This is a genomic window from Hwanghaeella sp. 1Z406 (genome assembly GCF_048892425.1).
Lineage (GTDB): Bacteria > Pseudomonadota > Alphaproteobacteria > UBA8366 > Aestuariispiraceae > Pacificispira.
In genome coordinates this window covers 376,551-397,061 of record NZ_JBLZHU010000003.1, presented here as the reverse complement: position 1 = coordinate 397,061, position 20,511 = coordinate 376,551, and the positions used below count along the sequence as shown (strand labels likewise).

Genomic DNA, 20,511 nt, shown 5'->3' with positions numbered 1-20,511 from the left:
AACAGCGGTCGAGCAATTGCTGTGTTCGCCTAATGACAATCTATTCGCTGGATCTGGCATAAAACTGCAGCCAGTAGTGTGAACTTCGTGATCACCATTATTTTGTGCGTTTTTATTCACATAATAAAAAGCCATATGATGTCTCCTTTGACTTAGGGGACATTTTATTTAGACCAAAACACAGAATAAATCCAAACACTTATAAAGATTAAACGATCTGTTCCAATCATCCTTAGGGGCCAATTTATTGGGCGTTACACTCCAAAGAAGGTGATTGTCCTAATCCTGAAGCTCCGGCAAATCCTTGTATTGATCCAGGGCTTCTGGGTTTGCCAGGGCCTCCTGATTCTTGATGGCGCGGCCATGGACGACATCGCGGACGGCCAGCTCGGTGATCTTGCCGGACCTTGTGCGGGGAATATCCGTGACCGCGATGACCTTTGCCGGGACATGGCGCGGGGTGCAATTGGTGCGGATGCGCTTCTTGATCGCGGTGATCAGATCATCGGTCAGGTTTTGACCGTCCTTCATGCGCACGAACAGGACAACGCGGGTATCATTGTCCCAACTCTGTCCGATCACGATGGATTCCAGCACGTCCGGGAAGGATTCGACCTGGCGATAGATTTCTGCCGTGCCGATCCGCACGCCACCGGGATTGAGCGTCGCATCGGACCGACCATAGACGGTAAAACCGTGATGTTCCGATTGCGCAATGAAATCGCCATGGGTCCAGATGTTCGGATATTTCTCAAAATAGGCGGCGTGATACCGCTCGCCAGTGTCATCGCCCCAGAATCCGACGGGCATGCAGGGGAAGGGCTTCACACAGACCAATTCGCCCTGCTCACCCGTCGCGGCAGGTTTGCCCTCATCATCATAGACTTGCACGGCCATACCCAGGCCCGGGGACTGGATTTCACCGCGCCAGACGGGCTTCACCGGATTGCCCAGCATAAAGCAGCTGACGATATCGGTCCCGCCGGAGATGGAACTCAACTGAACATCCGCCTTCACATCCCGATAGACATAGTCAAAGCTTTCCGGCACCAGCGGTGACCCGGTGGAGCACATCACCCGCATGGAAGACAGATCGTGCGTCTCGCGGGGCTTCAATTCTGCCTTGGCGCAGGCATCGATCCATTTTGCAGAGGTGCCGAAGATCGTCCACTTTTCCTCAGCGGCAAAATCGAACAGAACATTGCCGCTGGGATAGAAGGGGGAGCCATCATAGAGCTCTAATGTCGAGCCACAGGCCAGACCGGCGACAAGCCAGTTCCACATCATCCAGCCGCAGGTGGTGAAATAGAAAGTGCGGTCCTTAGGGCCTGCATCACAATGCAGCAGATGTTCTTTCCATTGGTTCAACAGCGTGCCACCCGCCCCATGGGTGATGCATTTCGGCTTCCCGGTCGTGCCGCTGGAATACATGATATACAGCGGGATGTTGAAGTCGAAGCGGGGGAAGTTGATTTCTTCTGCCGGGAAATCAGCGATGAAATCCGCCAAAGACTGCGCATCCAGGATCATTTCGCAATCAGGTGTGTCGTGCAGCAAGGGCAGTACCACGACCTTTTTAACACTGGGCAGGTCGGTCAGGAATTCCCGAACCCGGGGCAGGCTTTCATGGCCTTTGCCATTGTAGAAATAACCATCGGCGGTAAACAGAACCTTTGGCTCAGATTGTCCAAACCGGTCCAGCACGCCCTGCAATCCAAAATCCGGGGAGCAACTGGTCCAGATCGCCCCCAGTGAGGTGGTTGCCAGCATGGCCGCAATCGTCTCTGGCATATTGGGCACAAAGCCTGCGACGCGGTCCCCCTGACTGACGCCTTGTGCGGCAAGCGCCTGACGCAGCTTTGAGACCAGATCATACAATTCGCGCCAGCTCATGCGGCGCTGTACCTTGTCCTCAGCCCGGAATACCAGCGCGTCGCTATCATCGCGGCGGGACAGCAGGTTTTCTGCGAAGTTAATCTTTGCATCGGGGAAGAATTTCGCGCCCGGCATCTTGTCGCCATCGACCAGAATGCGGCTGCCCTTGGTTTCCGCCTTCACGCCTGCGAAATCCCAGAAACTGTCCCAGAATTTCTCAACCTCTGTCACTGACCATTGCCACAGCGCATCGTAATCCGGCAGATCAACAGACCAACGCGCCGCACAGGCCTCGCGGAATTTGGTCATGTTGCTGTCAGCGATCGCCTTGGGGGTGGGTGTCCACAGTGGCTCAGTCATTCCTGGCAACTCCCTCTATTCTTGGATTTCTCTGAAATTGGGGATAGCACGAAGCGGAAAGGTCGCCAAGACGCAGCAGCGTTAGAGCTTGCCGCCCTGGACCCCGGATCAATAAACCAGCGCCTTACCCTGAGGAGCGCAGCGTCTCGAAGGGTGTGCCCGCTGAAAGCACCGCCCTTGCATCCCCTCCTTCGAGACGCGGCGTTGCGGCTCCTCAGGATGAGAATGGTGTTGGCTGCTAAGGGTGGAACATCTAAATCGCTGCCTGCCGCCCTGGACCCCGGATCAGGGTCCGGGGTGACGAAAAATGCGAGTATCGGCCCCTCAGCGTCCTTACCCCTTCTTTGCGCCCTTTGCGGTTAACTTCAAAAAGAGGGGACTTCACACCACCCTCGTCATACCCGCGCAGGCGGGTATCCAGGGCCACACGTACCAATCGCGCCTGCCGCCCTGGACTCCGGATCAATAAACCAGCGCCTCACCCTGAGGAGCGCAGCGTCTCGAAGGGTGTGCCCGCTGAAAGCACCGCCCTTACATCCCCTCCTTCGAGACGCGGCGTTGCCGCTCCTCAGGATGAGAATGGTGTTGGCTGTTAAGGGTGGAACATCTAAATCGCTGCCTGCCGCCCTGGACCCCGGATCAGGTCCGGGGTGACGATTTTTATGCGGCTGCGCGTTCCTAAACCCAATCGCGCAATTGGGCGATCAGGGGGATGTCGGCAGGCGGCATGGGATAATCGCCCAGGCGCTGCGGACGAACCCATGCCAGTTCCTGGCCTTCGCGGCCTTGGGGTGTGCCCTGCCAGACGCGACAGACATAGAGTGGCATCAGTAAATGGAAGTCTTCATAGGCGTGACTGGCAAAGCCGATTGGGGCCAGGCAGCTAGCCCGTGTATCAATGCCTAATTCTTCCTGCAATTCCCGGATTAAGGCACGCTCAGGCGTTTCTCCAGGATCAACCTTGCCACCCGGAAATTCCCAAAGGCCCGCCAGCTTTTTACCCTCCGGCCGTTTGGACAGCAGAATGCGACCGTCCTTGTCCAGCAGGGCAACTGCGACCACCAGCAGGGTTTTCACATCCCGCTGTGCCTCTGCAAGCCCCCCACTGGCATCCCAACATCCACTCATCAGAATTGGCTAGCTTCGGTAATCGGCATTGATGTCGATATAGCCATGGGTCAGGTCACAGGTCCAGACTCGGGCCTTGCCGCGTCCGACACCAACATCGACTTCGATATCAATCTCCCGGCCCTTCAGATGGGCGGTGACGGGGGCTTCATCATAGCCCTGCACGCCTTCCCCCTGTTCCGCAATGACGGTGCCGCCCATGGCGACCGTCAGGCGGTCACGGTCGGCGCGCTCTCCTGCCTTGCCAACGGCCATGACGATGCGGCCCCAATTGGCGTCTTCGCCCGCAATCGCGGTCTTTACCAGCGGAGAATTGGCAATCGACAGGCCGATCTTTCGGGCTGCCGCGTCAGAAGCCGCCCCTGTCACATCGATGGTGACAAATTTCGATGCACCCTCACCATCCTTCACAACGTGATGGGCCAATTGTGTCAGCACATCCAGCAAGGCCGCCCGGAAGCCTTTCAGCGCTTTGTCCGATGCCTTTTTGGGCGCTGTGTTTCCAGCTTTACCAGTAGCGGCCAATAACAGCGTATCGCTGGTCGAGGTATCGCCATCAACGGTGATGCAATTGAAGGTCTTGTCGGTTGCCTTGCGCAACAGCTTTTGCAGTACGGCGTGGGGGATGTTTGCATCGGTAAAGACGAAAGCCAGCATGGTCGCCATGTCCGGTGCGATCATGCCGGACCCTTTGGCAAAGCCTGCAATAGTGACCTCAACGCCACCAATCTCACAGGTCGCCGATGCGCCTTTCGGAAATGTGTCCGTCGTCATAATGGCGCGCGCAGCAGTCGGCCAGCCAGTGGGTTTCAGATTGGCATGCAGCCTGGGTACAGCCTTTGAAATCCGGTCGGTGGGCAGTTTCTGGCCAATCACGCCGGTTGAGGCAACCAAGACCTCTTTCTTTTTGCACCCGACGGCGGCGGCGGCGACTTCCGCCATTGCCTCGGTCCCTTCCATGCCCGCCTTGCCGGTGAAGGCATTGGCGTTGCCAGCATTCACCAGCATGGCTCGGGCAGCACCCTTCTTCAGGACCTGGGCACACCAATCAACCGCAGAAGACCGGGTCAGCGAGGTGGTCAACACCCCTGCTACTGTGGTGCCCGGATCCAGTTCCGCCATGAACAAATCCGGGCGACCTTTGTATTTCACCCCGGCGGCAATGCCCCCCAGGCGAACCCCCGCTACTTCCGGAAGGGTCGTGAAACTCTTGGGAGCGAACGGGGATTTGGTCGTTGCCATGGCGGTGCCTTCTGCTGGTTGAAGTCAGTTTTTTATTGGGCGGCCGGCATCGGATTGCCGTCCATATCAAAGCGCTCAACAGTGGCCCCTTTAATGGCCTCCTGAATGATACCCCGAACTTTGGATTCCGCCAATTGTTCCCGAATGCGGGGTGCGACTTCTTCAAAACTGGGCGGTTGGATATCGCGTTTGCCTTTGACCAGGATGACGTGCCAGCCGAACTGGGTCTTTACCGGTTCTGCCGTGAATGTGTTGGGTTCCAGCGAAAAGGCTGCATCTTCAAAGGGTTTCACATACTGTCCCTTACGACTCCAGCCATAGCTGCCGCCATTGCTGGCAGAGCCAGGATCCTGGGACCGTTCTTTGGCCAGTTCAGCGAAATCCTTACCATCTGTGATCTCCTTGATGATCTCTTTCGCTTCGTCTTCTGTTTCAACCAGAATGTGACTGACATCAACTTCCTGGCCCGGCGCCTGTTGTGCGACCAGCGCGTCATAGCGGGCGCGAACTTCGGCATCATCGACCTGCTTTTCCGCTTCCTTGATGACATAGTAATTATACAGCAATTCGTTTTCGACCTGCTTCAGGCGCGCCTGAAGTTCCGGGTCGTCCTGCACCCCGGCGGCACGGGCCTTGTCGGCAATGACGTGTCGGCCGATCACTTCTTCCAGCAGCAACGGATAGATCCCCTGCATGCCAGCCCCTTGCACTTCCTTGGGCAAATCCTGAAAGAAATTGACCAATTCCGATTGCTTGATTTCGGTGCCATTCACGATGGCGACGGTCTTATCATCGGATTGCGCCAATGTGGGCGCGGACGCCGCACAGGTAAGGCCGCCGATCAGTACAGCAATGGAAAGTGTCGAACGAAGGGCGTTAATAGAAAACGGCATGGTATCCTCATCTAAAGTGTCGCAGGGCAATGTTTCAGGACGGCTTTGCGACCTGATTTCGGGCGCACGAAACCATGGATAGCCGGGGATCACAAGCAGAACTGACGGACACTTGCGGCAAGGGTACGTTGACAGAGCGGCGTTGGACCCTTATCTCCAATCGCAGTGTCATCGGGCCTGAAAACCCGATTGTCTTTGTGTCTTCACGCCCAGGGTTCTTCTGGCAAAAACTTGAAAGTGACGTCTTTCATGCTCGGCGGCTTGCTTAAAAGCGTATTTGGGTCTGCGAATGACCGGACTGTTCGGATTTTGCGCAAACGCGCTGAGGCGATCGGGGCCCTGGAAGAGGGGTTCAAGGCGCTGGATGATGCTGCCCTGCAGGCCAAAACGGCAGAGTTTCGCAAGCGCCTGGCAGAGGGTGAAACCGAAGACGACATTCTGAATGAAGCCTTCGCAACGGTTCGCGAGGCCGCCAGACGCGTTCTGGGCATGCGGCATTTTGACGTGCAGCTGATCGGCGGGATGGTCCTGCACCAGGGCAAGATTGCGGAAATGAAAACCGGTGAAGGCAAGACCCTGGTCGCGACGCTGCCGGTATATCTGAACGCCCTGTCAGGCAAGGGTGTGCATGTCGTCACGGTGAATGATTATCTGGCCCGTCGTGACTCTGTCTGGATGGGTAAGATTTACGAATTTCTGGGCCTGACAGTCGGGGTAGTGGTGCCGGGTATCGACGAACACGCGCGCCAGCATGCCTATCGCTGTGACATCACCCATGCGACCAATAATGAGCTTGGCTTTGATTATCTGCGCGACAATCTGAAATTCCGATTGGAGCAGATGGCCCAGCGCGAACCCAATTTCGCGATCATTGATGAGGTCGACTCGATCCTGATCGATGAGGCCCGCACCCCCTTGATCATTTCGGGCCCGACCGATGATTCATCGACCATGTATATGACGGTCGATGCCTTGATCCCGCATCTGACCCAGGATGATTACGAAAAGGATGAAAAACAGCGCGCCGTGACCCTGACCGATCAGGGGACGGAACATATCGAAGCGCTGTTGCGGGAAAAGACGGACCTGTTGGGGGAAGGCGGTCTGTATGACGTGCAGAACGTCACCGTCGTCCATCATGTGAATCAGGCCCTGCGCGCCCATAAACTGTTTACCAAGGATATCGATTACATCGTCAAGGACAATAAGGTGATCATCATTGATGAATTCACCGGTCGGATGATGGAAGGGCGGCGCTATTCCGAAGGGCTGCACCAGGCCTTGGAGGCCAAGGAAAATGTGGCAATCCAGATGGAAAACCAGACCCTGGCGTCTATCACATTCCAGAATTACTTCCGCATGTATCCCAAACTGGCAGGCATGACCGGGACAGCCCTGACAGAAGCGGGTGAATTTTCCGAGATTTACAGCTTGGATGTGGTGGATGTACCGACCAATAAGCCCATGGCGCGCAAGGACAATGATGACGAGGTGTATCGCACCTCTGCGGAGCGCGACACGGCGGTGATCGAACAGATCGTTGCGTGCAATAAGAAAAAGCAGCCGGTTCTGGTCGGCACGGTTTCAATCGAGAAATCAGAAGACCTTTCCCGTCAGTTGAAGAAACGCGGGATCAAACATCAGATCCTGAATGCCCGTCATCATGAAAGCGAAGCCTTTATTATCGGTGAGGCCGGTGTGCCGGGTGCGGTGACCATCGCCACCAATATGGCCGGTCGTGGAACGGATATTCAATTGGGCGGCAATATGGAATTGCGGGTCCAGCGCGAATTGGACGGCATTGAGGACGAGGCGCTGATCGCCCAGAAGAAACAGGAAATCCTCGACGATATCGCGACCAAGAATAAGGAAGTCCTGGCAGCAGGCGGTCTTTTCGTTCTGGGAACAGAGCGTCATGAAAGCCGCCGCATCGACAATCAGTTGCGTGGTCGCGCCGGACGCCAGGGGGATCCAGGGGAATCGAAATTCTTCGTCAGTCTGGAAGACGACCTGATGCGGATCTTCGGGTCGGAACGGATGGATGGTGTTCTGCGCAAACTGGGTCTGGAAGAGGGAGAGGCGATTGTCCATCCCTGGGTCAACAAGGCGCTGGAAAAGGCCCAGTCCAAGGTTGAGGCGCGCAACTTTGAAATCCGCAAGCAATTGCTGAAATACGATGATGTGATGAACGATCAGCGCAAGGTGATCTTCGAACAACGCAAAGACCTGATGCGGGACGAGGACGTCAATGAAACGATCCGCGACATGCGGGCCGAAACCATTGACGATGTTGTCAATCGCTGCGTGCCGGAAAAGGTATTGCCGGAAGAATGGGCACTGGAATCCCTGCATGAAGAATGCCGCCGCCTGTTTGCCCTGGATCTGCCAATTGCGGAATGGGCGAAAGAAGAAGGCGTCGGTCATACAGAATTCCGGGACCGGATCACATCCGCCGTGGAACGCAAAATGGCCGAAAAGGCCTCAAAATATGGCCCCGACGTGATGCGCATTGCGGAACGCAGCCTGTTGCTGCAACTGTTGGACAATGCCTGGAAGGACCATCTGCTGCAGTTGGATCATCTGCGCCAGGGGATCGGTCTACGCGCCTTTGCGCAGCGGGACCCGCTGAATGAATATAAAAGCGAAGCCTTTGCCCTGTTTGAATCGCTCTTGGTTGGTTTGCGCAGCCAGGTGACCCAGGTGCTGTCGCATGTTGAACTGCGCACCAATGTCGAAGAGGCGATGGAAAAGCAGCGGGAAACAGAGTCCCAGCAGGCCATAAAACCAGCCGCAGATGAAGACATTGCGCAGTTGAAGAGCCGCAGCCTGTCAAACCCTGGCCCGTCCCAGTCTGACAAGCCATTGACTGCAGAAACGGCGCCGAAAGGCTATGTCCTGCATGAAGCGACCGGGCGCTATGTGCATCCGGGCGATCCCAGCACATGGGGTAAGATTCCGCGCAATGCGCCTTGTCCCTGTCAATCAGGCAAGAAATACAAACAATGCCACGGTAAGGCCTGATGGGTGGGGCGGCGACCAAAATTGCCGCACTGACCCAGGATGCCCTTGCGGCCTATCAGGCCGGTGATCTGGAGCGCGCGGAAACGCTGTTTAAGAAAGCGGCAAGTGCACCGTCCGCACCGCCCCAAACAGCCTATAATTTTGCGGTTTTCCTGCGCCGAGAAGGGCGTGGAAAGGACGCGCTCTATTGGCTGGACCGATGTCTTAGGTCCGCACCGGATCATCGTAATGCGCAAATTGAGCGGGGTCTGGCTCTGATCGATCTAGGGCAATTGCAACAAGCAGGCGATTGTCTTCAGGCCTTTCCGGACGATCCAGATGCCTTGCGCGGCGTTTCTGTTGCCATGTTCAAGCTTGGATATTGGGAGAAGGCTGCAGAGGCGGTCCAGGGACTGGCTGTTCAGGCCAGCGCAGAGGATCGTTTGCTTCTGATCCGAGCATTGACAGAACTGGGGCGTCTGGACGAAGCAGAGGCGGCAGGGGCTGCCCTGAAGGCAGAGCGGGCAGAGTTAAGAGCGGACGTATCCAAAGCCCTCACCCGCCGCTCAAAAGGGCGGTTTAGCCTTATCGAATCTTCTGCACTGGTGTGATGCTTTTTGGTCTTATCTAGGATCAGTGGTCCGATGCGCGGTGGTTCTTTCGATACCCGCCGCGCGCCTGGCCGATCAGATCCAGGGTTTCTTCAACCTGATCGGCATATGGCCCTTCCAGCGTTTCGAAATGCGCGGTCATAGCGCGGGGCACGGGCCAAAGCTGGGCGACAGGGGTGCCTTTTGGTAGGGTCCCGGTCCAATCCCGATCCTGCCACAGGGCCGGGAAATGCACGAAGCCAGTATTGAAGGCGTCGCAATCGACCAATCCGGTTAAGGTCTGGAAGGGCAGGTCCAGTCGATTGACCGGATGCGTAAACAGCACCGACCAGCCTTTTGGTACCTCAACCGTCCAGGCAGAGTTGAATTTCAGAGCGGCCATCCCCGGCTCAGCAAAGGGTACCCCATCCAACTGGGCGGAGGGATGCCAGGAGAGCGGCGCACGGGTCAATCGATCCAGGCGGCTGACCGGCAGGTCCCAATCCCAGGAAAAGGTGAGCCCGTCCTGCACCGTGACATCACACAGCAGGGGCATCATCCAGCCACCGCCCATCGCATCCAGAAAGGGCGGGCATTGCTTCACCGTCCGCACGTCCTGACCCAGCAGCGCGCTGTGGGCCTCAGATGGCATGGTTTTCAGCCAGTCGGGCAACCCCTGCCGCCCTGAAATGGGTCGGGGCAGCACGTCCTGCCATTCAGGCGGGCAACGGAAGGTGATGTCGATGCTCACAGCGGGTCTGTTTATCCCAAGGCGGCGCGGCGTTGTTTTTCCCGTTCTTTCTGGATCGTATAGAGCGTCGCGGCGATGACGGTCAGGACCACGAAAAGAACCCCGATCACATTGATAACCGGTGACAGGCCAAAACGAAAGCGCGAGCCTATCTCTGTTACCAATGTCCAGTCTCCGCCAATGGCGAATATGGTCGTGTTATAGTTTTCAATCGATTGCAGAAAGCCAATAACAGCCCCGGTAATCAGGGTGGGGGCCAGAAAAGGGACGGTGATCCGACGGAACATGAAAAAGCTGGATGCGCCCAGATCCAGGGCTGCTTCCTCCAGAACCCGATCCTGGCGTTGCAGCCGGGCCATGAACAGCAGCATGGAATAGGAGGCGATAAAGCTGGTCTGCGCCAGGACCGTCAGGAACAATCCGCCTGGCACATCGACCCGCCCCCAGAAGATCAGGGTGGAAATCCCCAGAATAATGCCGGGAATCAGCAGCGGAGAGACCAACACCGCATACAGCACATTGGTATAGCGGCTTTGCAGGCGTGTCAGGATCAGCGCCCCTGACAGGCCCAGCGGCAGGGACAGCCCCACAACGCCCACGGCGACCAGCACAGAATTCACGATCCCTTGCAGAATGCGATCATCCTGCGCCAATTCTCCGAACCAGTGCAGGGTCCAGCCGCGCCATTGCGTCACAGACGGATATTCATAGGAATTAAAGGCGGCCAGTGACATCACCAAAAGCGGGGCAAAGAGATAGACAAAGAACACCCCGATATAAATTTTCAAAATCAGGCCCGACAGTCCGGGTCCATTGGATTGCGTGCTCATCCCATCGTCCCCTATTTCGAAATGTCGCGAATGCCGACCTTGAACACCTTCATCATGATCAGGATGAAGGCGAGGCAGACAAGAACCAGACTGAACGCATAGGCTGCGCCCACATTCCAGTTCTGGGTTTCGAAGAATTGTCGATAGATCAATTGCGAGAACCAGTCGCCCGATTTCCCCCGCGTCATGATCTGCGGCACGGAATAGGAGCCAACAGACAGCATGAAGGTCATGATGCACCCTACGGCGATACCGGGCTTGGCATGGGGCAGAACCACCCGCCAATGGGTCAGGAACACCGACCCGCCCAGATCCTGCGCCGCCTCTAACTGGTTTTTATCCAACGTATCGACGGTGTTGTAGATCGGGAAAATCATAAACAGGACATAGGCATAAATCAGGGCGACAAAGACAGAGCCTGGATATTCCAGGAATGGGACCCAGGTCTTGTCGGCAAAACTGACAACCCCCATCCAGGCCAGCAGGCTGTTGATCACCCCCTGATAATCCAGGATCATCAGCCAGGCATAAACCCGCAGCAATTCGTTGATCGCATAGGGAATAATCAGCCCCAGCATCAACAGCGCGGCGCGCTGGGGGGTCGCCAGCTTGGCGATGGTAAAGGCAACTGGATAACAGACCGCAAAGGCCAGAACTGTGACTGCCAGGGCATAGACAATGCTTTTCACGAAGATTGAGAAATGCAGGGAGGACATGCGGGTATAATTTTGCAACCCATACTCTCTGGGCGGATCGGTTTCCTGAGACTCCAGCGTTGAGATTTCTTCTTTCAGGGCGTCAATCTTCGCCTGGACGGCGGGTTTGGTATCGCCGGTGGCCTGTTGGACATCATATTCCAGCAGACCCAGATCAGAATAGGCGCGGTCGATCTTCATACCCAACTGGTCGTCTTTGTCGATCGACCACAGCGATTGGTCCAGCATGAAGGCCTGCGGCAGGATAATCAGCAGCAACAGCCAGAACGCCGTTAGGGTTATGAAAATGCCGGTCAGACCCTTCCCGTAGCTGCGGATCAGGCTATTCATCGCTCAATTCCCCCGATCGCATGACGATGGCGTCCGATGCGTTGAACCCGATCTTCGCGCGGCCTTCCAGCTCTTTGTGCTGACCCAGATTGGCTTCATGGACGATGATGGAGCCTGTGTTGGTCTTAAAAAACAGATTGACGAAGGCACCTTCCAGATCGCGGCGCTCAAAATCCACGTCGAAGGTATTGTCCAGGGCCGCTCCGTTCAGCAGTTTTGTGCGCTCTGGCCTGACGAATACCATGGCCTTGTCGCCAACAGTTGCCTTGTCCTGATTGATACCGCGAATTGCACCCTGCTGGGTTTCAACGACGGCATATCCGTCTTGGAGGTCCGAAATCTTGCCCTCAAGGACGTTGTTTTCGCCAACGAAGGTCGCCACGAAGGGCGTCCGGGGATGGGCGTAGAGATTATCGACGGTATCAACCTGTTCCACCACTCCGGCCTTCATCACCGCAATCCGGTCGGACATGGTTAGGGCTTCGCCTTGATCATGGGTAATGAAGATGAAGGTAACGCCGGTTTTGCGCTGAATTTCCTTCAATTCGGCGCGCATATACTGGCGCAGTTTCAAATCCAGCGCTGACAATGGCTCGTCCAGCAACAGAACGGCGGGTTCCACGGCCAGGGCGCGGGCGATGGCGACGCGTTGCTTCTGGCCGCCAGATAATTCGTTGGGGGTTTTTTCTTCATGCCCCTGCAGACCAACCAGCGCCATCAGTTCATAGGCGCGGTCGCGACGCTTGGCCTTTGCAACACCCCGGGCTTCCAAACCAAAGGCAACATTCTCCCAATTGGTCATCAGGGGAAACAGGGCAAGATTCTGGAAAATCAGGGCTGTGGGGCGTTTCGCAGGCCCCAGGCCATTCATCTGTTCCCCGCCGATCAACACCCGGCCTTCGCTGGGATCAATGAACCCCGAAACCATGCGCAGGATCGTGGTCTTCCCACATCCTGATGGCCCTAGAATAGAAAAAAACTCACCGGCTTCGATTGTTAAATTGGTTTGCTGGACGGCTGTGAAGCTTCCAAAACGCATCACAACATCTTCCAGACGAACATCTTTCCCGCGCATAAAAGCCCCCAATTCTGAAAAAGTAACGAAAGAAAGTGGGGTCCAGGCGTTAAAATATCGCCCGGACCCCGAATAGGACGCGTTAGGAGTTGGTGATCTTCTCTACATATTCCTGACGCAGGGATGCGAAGTATGGGGTGTCAGCCTGCCACCACCACAGATTTGCCAGGGCGGCATCTGTGTAAACTTCGTTGAATTGCTTCTGGTATTCATCACCGGCAAAGTCCGCAGCACTTTTCACAGCAGAATTATACCCGGTGTTCATGGCGAACATGCCGGCCATTTCCGGCTCCAGCATGGCGTTGATGAAGGCATAGGCCTGGTCCGTATTGGCTGCGCCGGAGGTCACGCCCATGGAATCCATCCAGGTGATGCCGCCTTCTTTCGGCATGCGGTATTTCCATTTTGCATCTTCACGGTTCAGCAACAGGCCGGTCGTATCCCAGGTCTGACCGATCAAGGCGCCGGAATCGGTGAAGGCAGAGGTTGCTTCGGTGGCATTGTTCCAGAACGCGGCGATGTTTTCCTTATGCGCCAGGATGAATTTGGTGCAGGCATCCCAAACGCGGCGGGCATCTTCTTCAGATTTATAGATGTCCATGGCGCGGTTGGACGGGACTTCACCGGTTGCGTCCAAATAGATCGCAACGCCCATGATCACGGATTTCTGACGGAAGGCGGATGCACCTTTTGCTTCAGGAACCCACAGGGAGCCGAAGGAAACTTCGGCATCGCTCATCGGCATCTTTTCGGAATTGAAGGTAATGGCTTCCGTGCCCCAGTCGAAGGGCAGCAGATAGCGCTTGCCGCGATAGGTGGCACCCAGATTGAAGGAGTCACGGACCATCGACGGGATGATGTTGTCCATCTTGACCTTGCTTTCATCCAGCGGAGCCAACAGGCTGTCTGGATAATAGTTCGGGCCGTTGGTGATGGACGGGAAGATCACGTCAAACCCTTTGCCACCGGCGGCGCGCAGCTTGTTTTCGGCTTCGTCGTTGGAGCCATAGGTCGACAGGTTCACTTTGATACCGGTGTCGCCTTCGAATTTCTGGATCATGTTTTCTTTGATATAGTCACCCCAGGCATAGACATCGACCTGCCCGGAGGAGGCCAGGGCGTCATGGGCGCGCAGGATGGCAGGCGCAGCAATCGCCACGGCGGTCGCGGCGGCAGAGCTTTTCAGCAGGGAACGGCGAGTCACGGACATAGAGTCATTCCTTCTTTCGGTCATTTTTGAAATGTGTAAAGAGCGGTCGTACCGGCATGGTTGACCGATGCGAACTGGCATACCCGCAATGCTTGACGATCTGGTGAAGGTGCTGTTTCCGTTGCATGACGAAACCATGGACTTCTGGTGACCGGCGTATGACGGTTTCGCGATGCAGCAAGGGGCATGCCGCAAGTGCTTTTCGGGGTTTGCTTTTTGGATGTATTCTCTGTTCTCAAATCGGATGATGGGCCATGGCGATAAAATCTTTCGCAAAAATTCATAAACGCGCAGCCGAACGGAAGGGAGGAGAGGAAGCTCTGGCCCGCTTGGTTTCCCGCGCCCCGGATCCGTCTGAATTGAAAATGCTGGGTGATGACCGCATCCTGGCCGCGATGGCGAAATGTATCTTTCGGTCGGGCTTTGTCTGGCGGATTATCGATCATAAATGGCCGGGATTTGAAGCGGCGTTTTTGGAGTTTCAGCCGGGTCCTCTATGCTTTCAGCCCGATGAATTCTGGCATGATCTGGCCAGTGACACCCGCATCGTGCGCCACGCGCAAAAGATCAGGGCGGTTCATGCCAACGCCCTGTTTGTACAGGACATTGCTGCGGAACATGGCAGTTTTGGCGCATTCCTGGCGGCCTGGCCTCAGGAGGATCAGGTTGGTCTGATGGCGTTCCTGTCAAAGCGGGGATCCCGCCTGGGGGGTGCCACTGGACAGTACCTCTTGCGCATGGTCGGTTGGGACGCTTTTGTGTTATCTCGCGATGTTGTGGCGGCGATCCGGGAGGCGGGTATTGATGTTGCCGATATGCCGACATCCAAAGGCGATTTGGCAAAAATTCAGGCGCAATTTAACATCTGGCGCAAGCAATCCGGCCTCAGTGGCGTGCAAATGTCGCGCATTCTGGCCCTGTCCATTGGTGAAAATTACGATCAGACTGTTTCCCAGGAGGCCGATTAACCCTGTGTCGCGCAGTATTATATAGAGATAACGAAACAACGACGATGGAGTGGCGCGATGTATATCGGGAAGGTGCTAAAAGGACTGGAAACATCCGATGGTGACGGCGTGCGCCTGACCCGTATGATCGGGACACAGCAATGCGACATGATCGATCCTTTTTTGATGCTGGACCGCTTCGACAATAATGATCCCAACGCCTATGTCGGCGGGTTCCCGGATCATCCCCATCGTGGCTTCGAAACTGTGACCGTTATGCTGGATGGCCGCTTACGCCATCAGGATTCAACAGGCGGTGCGGGAATCATCGGCCCGGGCGATGTGCAATGGATGACTGCCGGGCGTGGTATCATCCATTCAGAAATGCCTGAACAGATCGAAGGCCGGATGCGCGGCTTTCAACTATGGGTCAATCTGCCTGCTGCCGATAAGATGACACCGGCAGGCTATCAGGATCTGACCGCGGACAAGATTCCAACGGTGGAAGGTGACGATTTGTCCGTACATGTCATTGCGGGCACGTATCGAGATGTAACCGGCCCGGCCAAAACAGCAACCGCGATCCGCCTGTTGCGCATTAATGCTCAACCGGGCGCAAAGATGTCAATTGACACGCCACCGGGCCGGAATGCTTTCTTCTGTGTCTATGAAGGCCAAGTCACCGGCCCGTCTGATCAGGGCAAGGACAGTGCTGTCATCGCACCGTCCCTGGCGCAACTGGGCGGCAGCGGCACTGTGGATGTCACCGCAGGCCCCGACGGTGCCGCCCTGTTCTATGGCGAAGGCACGCCGATCAACGAACCCGTCGCCCGCTATGGCCCGTTTGTCATGAACACCCGCGATGAACTGATCCAAGCCGTGGAAGACTTTCAGAATGGACGGCTGGCGGGTTAAGAAAACATCGAAATCTTTCACTTGAAATCCACTGTATGGACAGGCCCCCGCTGCTGGTTTAGAACCGACCTCGCACAAAATACCCGATTGCGGGCCGTGGGGGGTCACGGAACAGTTAAGGTCTGATACCCATGCAACAGTTAAATTCCTATCGCACCGGTCCGGATGAAAGCGGGCGTTTTGGTCTTTATGGCGGGCGCTTCGTCGCGGAGACCTTGATGCCGCTGATCCTTCAGGTCCAGCAAGCCTATGAAGATGCCAAGGCGGATCCAAGCTTTCAGGCGGAAATCGACTATTATGCAAAGCATTATGTCGGTCGGCCCAGCCCGCTGTATTTTGCCAAGCGCATGACCGAGCATCTGGGCGGCGCGAAAATCTATTTCAAGCGCGATGAGCTGAACCATACCGGCAGCCACAAGATTAACAATGTCATGGGCCAGATCCTGCTGGCGCGCCGCATGGGTAAGACCCGCATCATTGCCGAAACCGGCGCGGGTCAGCACGGTGTTGCGACCGCAACGGCCTGTGCGCTGTTTGATATGCCCTGCAAGGTTTATATGGGGTCTGTTGATGTGGCCCGCCAATCCCCCAATGTCTTTCGCATGAAGCTGCTGGGTGCCGAGGTCGAGGCGGTGGAAAGCGGATCGAAGACCTTGAAGGATGCCTTGAACGAAGCGATGCGCGATTGGGTCGCGAATGTCGAAGATACGTTCTACATCATCGGGACGGTGGCCGGACCCCATCCTTATCCCGCCATGGTGCGCGACTTCCAATCCGTGATTGGCAATGAAACCAAAGAACAGATGATGGAAGCGGAAGGCCGTCTACCCGACACTTTGGTCGCCTGTATCGGCGGCGGGTCGAATGCGATGGGCCTGTTCCATCCGTTCCTGGACGACAAATCCGTCAATATCATCGGTGTTGAAGCCGCCGGTAAGGGAATAGAGACAGGAGAGCATGCTGCCTCTTTGACCGGCGGGCGCCCAGGCGTCCTGCATGGCAACCGCATGTATCTGATCCAGGATGAGGATGGTCAGGTGGTCGAACCTTATTCGATTTCTGCCGGGCTGGATTATCCAGGCATCGGGCCGGAACATTCCTGGTTGAAGGATACAGGCCGTGTGATCTATGCGTCGGCGACTGATATGGACGCGGTTGAGGCGTTTCAGTTCTGTTGCAAGATGGAGGGGATCATCCCCGCGCTGGAGCCGTCCCACGCCCTGGCCCATGTCATGCGGATCGCGCCTGACCTGCCAAAAGATCATATCATCGTGATGAATTTATGCGGTCGGGGGGACAAGGACGTCACCACCATCGCCAATCTGTTAGGGGTGAAGCTGTGAGTGAGGCGGCAGTGACTGAGGCGGCAGTGGCGATTGCGCCGGATTCAGGGCGCATTGCGGCGCGATTTGCGGCGCTGAAGGCGGAAGGGCGCGGCGGACTGGTTACTTATATCACCGCAGGCGATCCGAATTACGAAACCGGGTTGGAAATTCTGCTGGGCCTGCCGGATGCAGGGGCGGATATCGTTGAAATCGGTATGCCCTTCACTGATCCCATGGCCGACGGACCGGCAATTCAGGCAGCGGGCCTGCGCGCCCTGCATAATGGTCAGACGATGAAGAAGACCCTGGCGATGGCGACCGCATTCCGGGCCAGACATCCTGAAACACCGCTGGTGCTGATGGGCTATTACAACCCGATCTATTCCTATGGCGTGGATCGGTTCCTACAGGATGCCATCGCTGCGGGGATTGATGGTTTGATCGTGGTCGATCTGCCACCGGAAGAAGATGTTGAATTGTGCATTCCAGCCCTGCAGGCCGGGGTGAATTTCATCCGACTGGCGACGCCCACGACCGATGACAAACGCCTGCCAAAGGTGCTGCAGAACACATCTGGTTTTGTCTATTACGTGTCGATCCTGGGGATCACCGGGACGAAAGAAATACAGGCCGATCCGGTGCGGGGGGCCGTCGCGCGGATCAGACGGCACACGGATCTGCCGATTGTCGTGGGCTTTGGCATTCGCAGCCCAGAGCAGGCCCGTGAAATTTCGCGGGCAGCCGATGCGGCGGTCATCGGGTCTGCGATTATCGAACAGGTTAAGGCGAATCTGGATGATCAAGGGGCTCCCTTGCCAGGGTGCGCCCAGGCCGTGCTAGACTATGTTGCCGCACTGGCCGATGGCGTGCGAAGCTAACGTTAGACCAACACAATCAGGATCAGAGGGGCTAACCGGTTCATGAACTGGCTTACCAATTGGGTGAAACCGAAGATCAAGGCACTGGTGGGTGAATCCGATGTGCCAGATAATCTATGGCATAAATGTCCAAGCTGCGGACAGATGATCTTTCATCGGGATTTGGAAAGCCATCTGCATGTCTGTCAGCATTGCGGCTATCACCTGCGCTTGCCCCTGACCAAGCGGCTGGATCATCTGTTTGATGATGCGGACTATACCCGCATCCAACTGCCTCGGGTGAAGATCGACCCGCTGAAATTCCGCGATAAAAAGCGCTATACAGACCGTTTGAAGGATGCCCAGGCGAAAACCGATGGCGGGGATGCCATCGTTGTTGCCCACGGGAAACTGCTGGGTCAGAAGGTCGTCGTTGCCGCGTTCAATTTTGATTTCATGGGCGGGTCCATGGGCATGGCGGTGGGTGAGGGCATGCTGGCTGCGGCCCGTCTGGCTGTGATGCAAAAGGCCCCGTTGATTGCGATTCCTTCCTCTGGTGGGGCGCGGATGCAGGAAGGGTTCCTGTCCTTGATGCAGCTTCCCCGCACGACCATTGCGGTGGAAGAAGTGAAAGAGGCGGGATTGCCCTATATCGTCATGTTGACCGACCCGACGACGGGCGGCGTGTCTGCCAGTTTCGCGATGCTGGGCGATATCCACATGGCGGAACCGGGCGCGCGCATCGGGTTCGCAGGGCGGCGCGTGATCGAACAGACGGTGCGGGAAACCCTGCCCGAAGGCTTCCAAACGGCGGAATATTTGCTGGATCATGGCATGGTCGATCTGGTCGTGCCGCGGTCGAAACAGCGTGAAACCCTGCATGGGCTGATCACGTTGCTGATGGCGGGGCGCACCATTGACACAGGCAATGGAAAAGCTGCGGATAAAGCGACGTCGGGCACGGGCCAGGATTTGGATATTCCAACGCCTGACGCGTCTCAGCCAACCGATCAAACAGCAAACCCGGCTGGAAAGACTGTCGCCAAGACCTGACAGGTTTCGCACCCGTTCATTTGAAAAGGCGTTGCGTTCTCCATGATCGCCCCTGAACAAACCTCTCTGTCTGATGTCGGCGCGCAGGGCAGCGACGAGATATTGTCGCGCCTGATGCAGTTGCACCCCAAGGTGATTGATTTGTCCTTGGGGCGTACCCAGGACCTACTGGATCGGTTGGGGCGCCCCCAGGACCGACTGCCACCCGTCGTGCATGTGGCGGGCACCAATGGCAAGGGATCGACCATCGCGACCTTGCGTGCCATTGCACAGGCCGCAGGCTACCGCGTGCATGTCTATACATCCCCCCATCTGTCGCGGTTTCATGAGCGGATACGCCTTGCAGGGCGATTGATTGATGAAGAGGCATTGCAGGCCTTGCTGAGCGACTGTGAAACCGTCAATGAAGGCCGCCCGATCACTTTTTTTGAGATCACGACCTGTGCCGCCTTTAAGGCATTTTCGGAAACACCGGGGGATCTGTTGTTGCTGGAAACGGGCCTGGGGGGAAGGCTGGATTCTACCAATGTCGTCGACCACCCGGCCGCCACAATAATCACCCCGATCTCTATGGATCATATCCAGTTTCTGGGCGACAGCCTGGCAGCCATTGCGGGGGAAAAGGCGGCGATACAGAAATCTGGAACCCCATCGGTCATTGGTCCCCAGGACCCGGTCGCGCAGCAGGTTCTGACTGATTATGCACAACGGGTGGGGGCCCCCTTGCTGCGGCATGGGCTGGAATGGTCCGTCGCCGAAGGCCCGGATGGCGGCTATCGGTTTGACAGCGCGGCCTGGTCTGGCCAGTTGCCGCGCCCGAACCTGCCTGGTGCCCATCAACAGGCCAATACAGCCACCGCCGTCGCCGCCGCCCTGGTCCTGCGGGATCAGGGGTTCGATCTTCCGGATCAGGCGATTCGCGAGGGATTGCGCCAGATCGAATGGCCCGCCCGGCTGCAAACCTTGACAAAGGGCCCGTTGAAGCGCGCCTTGCCCGACTGGACCGTAACGCTGGATGGCGGCCACAATGCCGCTGCTGGTCTTGCGTTGGCCGATGAAATCGCCCGTTGGGATCGATCCATCCCGGTTCATGTGATTTGCGGTATGATGAACAGCAAGGCGGCGGTCGACTTCCTGCGGCCCTTTGCACCTCTGATTGCCAGTTTTCAGGCGGTCACCATCCCGGGGGAGGAAAACAGTTTTTCCGCCACAGAACTATGCGCAATGGCAAAAGAAGCGGGATTGCCCGACCCGTCCACCGCCGGAAGCGCCTTGGAGGCGGCGGAAAGATTGGCAAAACACCAGCAAGGGGCCCATCTGTTGATCTGTGGGTCGCTGTATCTGGCGGGACGCCTTCTGGTGGAAAATTCTTAGGGCTTCCCCAAATCTAATGATAAGCTTTGGCCATAAGAAA

17 protein-coding genes are annotated in these 20,511 nt (G+C 56.6%); 8 read left to right on the top strand and 9 right to left on the bottom strand.

Annotated features, from left to right (window positions below):
• Positions 1-279: 279 nt before the first annotated feature.
• From ACOSDR_RS09235 to ACOSDR_RS09220, 4 genes are all read right to left on the bottom strand, one after another.
• On the bottom strand, positions 280-2,235 hold the full coding sequence (locus ACOSDR_RS09235) for an acetoacetate--CoA ligase (RefSeq protein ID WP_420731041.1): 1,956 nt from the start codon (positions 2,233-2,235) through the stop codon (positions 280-282).
• 678 nt (positions 2,236-2,913) lie between these two features.
• Positions 2,914-3,363 carry an 8-oxo-dGTP diphosphatase MutT gene (gene mutT / locus ACOSDR_RS09230; protein ID WP_420731040.1) on the bottom strand — a complete coding sequence of 150 codons (450 nt, stop codon included), beginning with the start codon at positions 3,361-3,363 and terminating at the stop codon, positions 2,914-2,916.
• Between the two features lie 9 nt (positions 3,364-3,372).
• Positions 3,373-4,605, bottom strand: a complete 1,233-nt coding sequence (argJ, locus tag ACOSDR_RS09225; RefSeq protein WP_420723496.1) for a bifunctional glutamate N-acetyltransferase/amino-acid acetyltransferase ArgJ — start codon at positions 4,603-4,605, stop codon at positions 3,373-3,375.
• A 32-nt stretch (positions 4,606-4,637) separates the two neighbouring features.
• Positions 4,638-5,498 carry a peptidylprolyl isomerase gene (locus ACOSDR_RS09220; protein WP_420731039.1) on the bottom strand — a complete coding sequence of 287 codons (861 nt, stop codon included), beginning with the start codon at positions 5,496-5,498 and terminating at the stop codon, positions 4,638-4,640.
• A gap of 249 nt (positions 5,499-5,747) precedes the next feature.
• Here ACOSDR_RS09220 and secA point away from each other — a divergent pair, with 249 nt between their 5' ends.
• Both secA and ACOSDR_RS09210 read left to right on the top strand, forming a co-directional pair.
• A complete protein-coding gene (secA, locus tag ACOSDR_RS09215; RefSeq protein ID WP_420723498.1) occupies positions 5,748-8,519 on the top strand; it encodes a preprotein translocase subunit SecA in 2,772 nt (923 codons plus the stop codon).
• On the top strand, positions 8,519-9,109 hold the full coding sequence (locus tag ACOSDR_RS09210) for a hypothetical protein (RefSeq protein ID WP_420731038.1): 591 nt from the start codon (positions 8,519-8,521) through the stop codon (positions 9,107-9,109). The genes secA and ACOSDR_RS09210 overlap by 1 nt, the downstream gene beginning before the upstream one ends.
• A gap of 22 nt (positions 9,110-9,131) precedes the next feature.
• On the opposite strand, the gene ACOSDR_RS09205 is transcribed toward ACOSDR_RS09210, so the two are convergent.
• The 5 genes from ACOSDR_RS09205 to ACOSDR_RS09185 all read right to left on the bottom strand — a co-directional run bounded on the left by ACOSDR_RS09205 (position 9,132) and on the right by ACOSDR_RS09185 (position 14,000).
• A complete protein-coding gene (locus ACOSDR_RS09205; RefSeq protein ID WP_420731037.1) occupies positions 9,132-9,839 on the bottom strand; it encodes a hypothetical protein in 708 nt (235 codons plus the stop codon).
• An 11-nt stretch (positions 9,840-9,850) separates the two neighbouring features.
• Positions 9,851-10,669, bottom strand: coding sequence for an ABC transporter permease (locus tag ACOSDR_RS09200; protein ID WP_420723501.1), 819 nt, complete (start codon positions 10,667-10,669; stop codon positions 9,851-9,853).
• 11 nt (positions 10,670-10,680) lie between these two features.
• Positions 10,681-11,715, bottom strand: coding sequence for an ABC transporter permease (locus tag ACOSDR_RS09195; RefSeq protein ID WP_420723502.1), 1,035 nt, complete (start codon positions 11,713-11,715; stop codon positions 10,681-10,683).
• Complete coding sequence (locus tag ACOSDR_RS09190) at positions 11,708-12,790, bottom strand: ABC transporter ATP-binding protein (protein ID WP_420731036.1); 1,083 nt, start codon at positions 12,788-12,790, stop codon at positions 11,708-11,710. Before ACOSDR_RS09190 ends, ACOSDR_RS09195 begins: the two co-directional genes overlap by 8 nt.
• A gap of 82 nt (positions 12,791-12,872) precedes the next feature.
• The gene (locus ACOSDR_RS09185; protein ID WP_420723504.1) at positions 12,873-14,000 is read right to left on the bottom strand and encodes an extracellular solute-binding protein; all 1,128 of its coding nucleotides are present in this window, start codon (positions 13,998-14,000) and stop codon (positions 12,873-12,875) included.
• Positions 14,001-14,254: 254 nt separating this feature from the next.
• Between ACOSDR_RS09185 and ACOSDR_RS09180 the strand changes: the two genes are divergently transcribed.
• From ACOSDR_RS09180 to ACOSDR_RS09155, 6 genes are all read left to right on the top strand, one after another.
• Positions 14,255-14,968, top strand: a complete 714-nt coding sequence (locus ACOSDR_RS09180; protein ID WP_420731035.1) for a DNA-3-methyladenine glycosylase I — start codon at positions 14,255-14,257, stop codon at positions 14,966-14,968.
• Positions 14,969-15,025: 57 nt separating this feature from the next.
• The gene (locus ACOSDR_RS09175; protein WP_420731034.1) at positions 15,026-15,862 is read left to right on the top strand and encodes a pirin family protein; all 837 of its coding nucleotides are present in this window, start codon (positions 15,026-15,028) and stop codon (positions 15,860-15,862) included.
• A 131-nt stretch (positions 15,863-15,993) separates the two neighbouring features.
• Positions 15,994-17,205 (top strand): tryptophan synthase subunit beta, encoded by a 1,212-nt coding sequence (gene trpB, locus ACOSDR_RS09170; RefSeq protein WP_420731033.1) that lies wholly within the window; start codon positions 15,994-15,996, stop codon positions 17,203-17,205.
• On the top strand, positions 17,202-18,065 hold the full coding sequence (gene trpA, locus ACOSDR_RS09165) for a tryptophan synthase subunit alpha (RefSeq protein WP_420731032.1): 864 nt from the start codon (positions 17,202-17,204) through the stop codon (positions 18,063-18,065). The genes trpB and trpA overlap by 4 nt, the downstream gene beginning before the upstream one ends.
• 42 nt (positions 18,066-18,107) lie before the next feature.
• The gene (gene accD, locus ACOSDR_RS09160) at positions 18,108-19,097 is read left to right on the top strand and encodes an acetyl-CoA carboxylase, carboxyltransferase subunit beta (protein WP_420731031.1); all 990 of its coding nucleotides are present in this window, start codon (positions 18,108-18,110) and stop codon (positions 19,095-19,097) included.
• A gap of 42 nt (positions 19,098-19,139) precedes the next feature.
• A complete protein-coding gene (locus ACOSDR_RS09155) occupies positions 19,140-20,471 on the top strand; it encodes a bifunctional folylpolyglutamate synthase/dihydrofolate synthase (protein ID WP_420731030.1) in 1,332 nt (443 codons plus the stop codon).
• Positions 20,472-20,511: the final 40 nt, after the last annotated feature.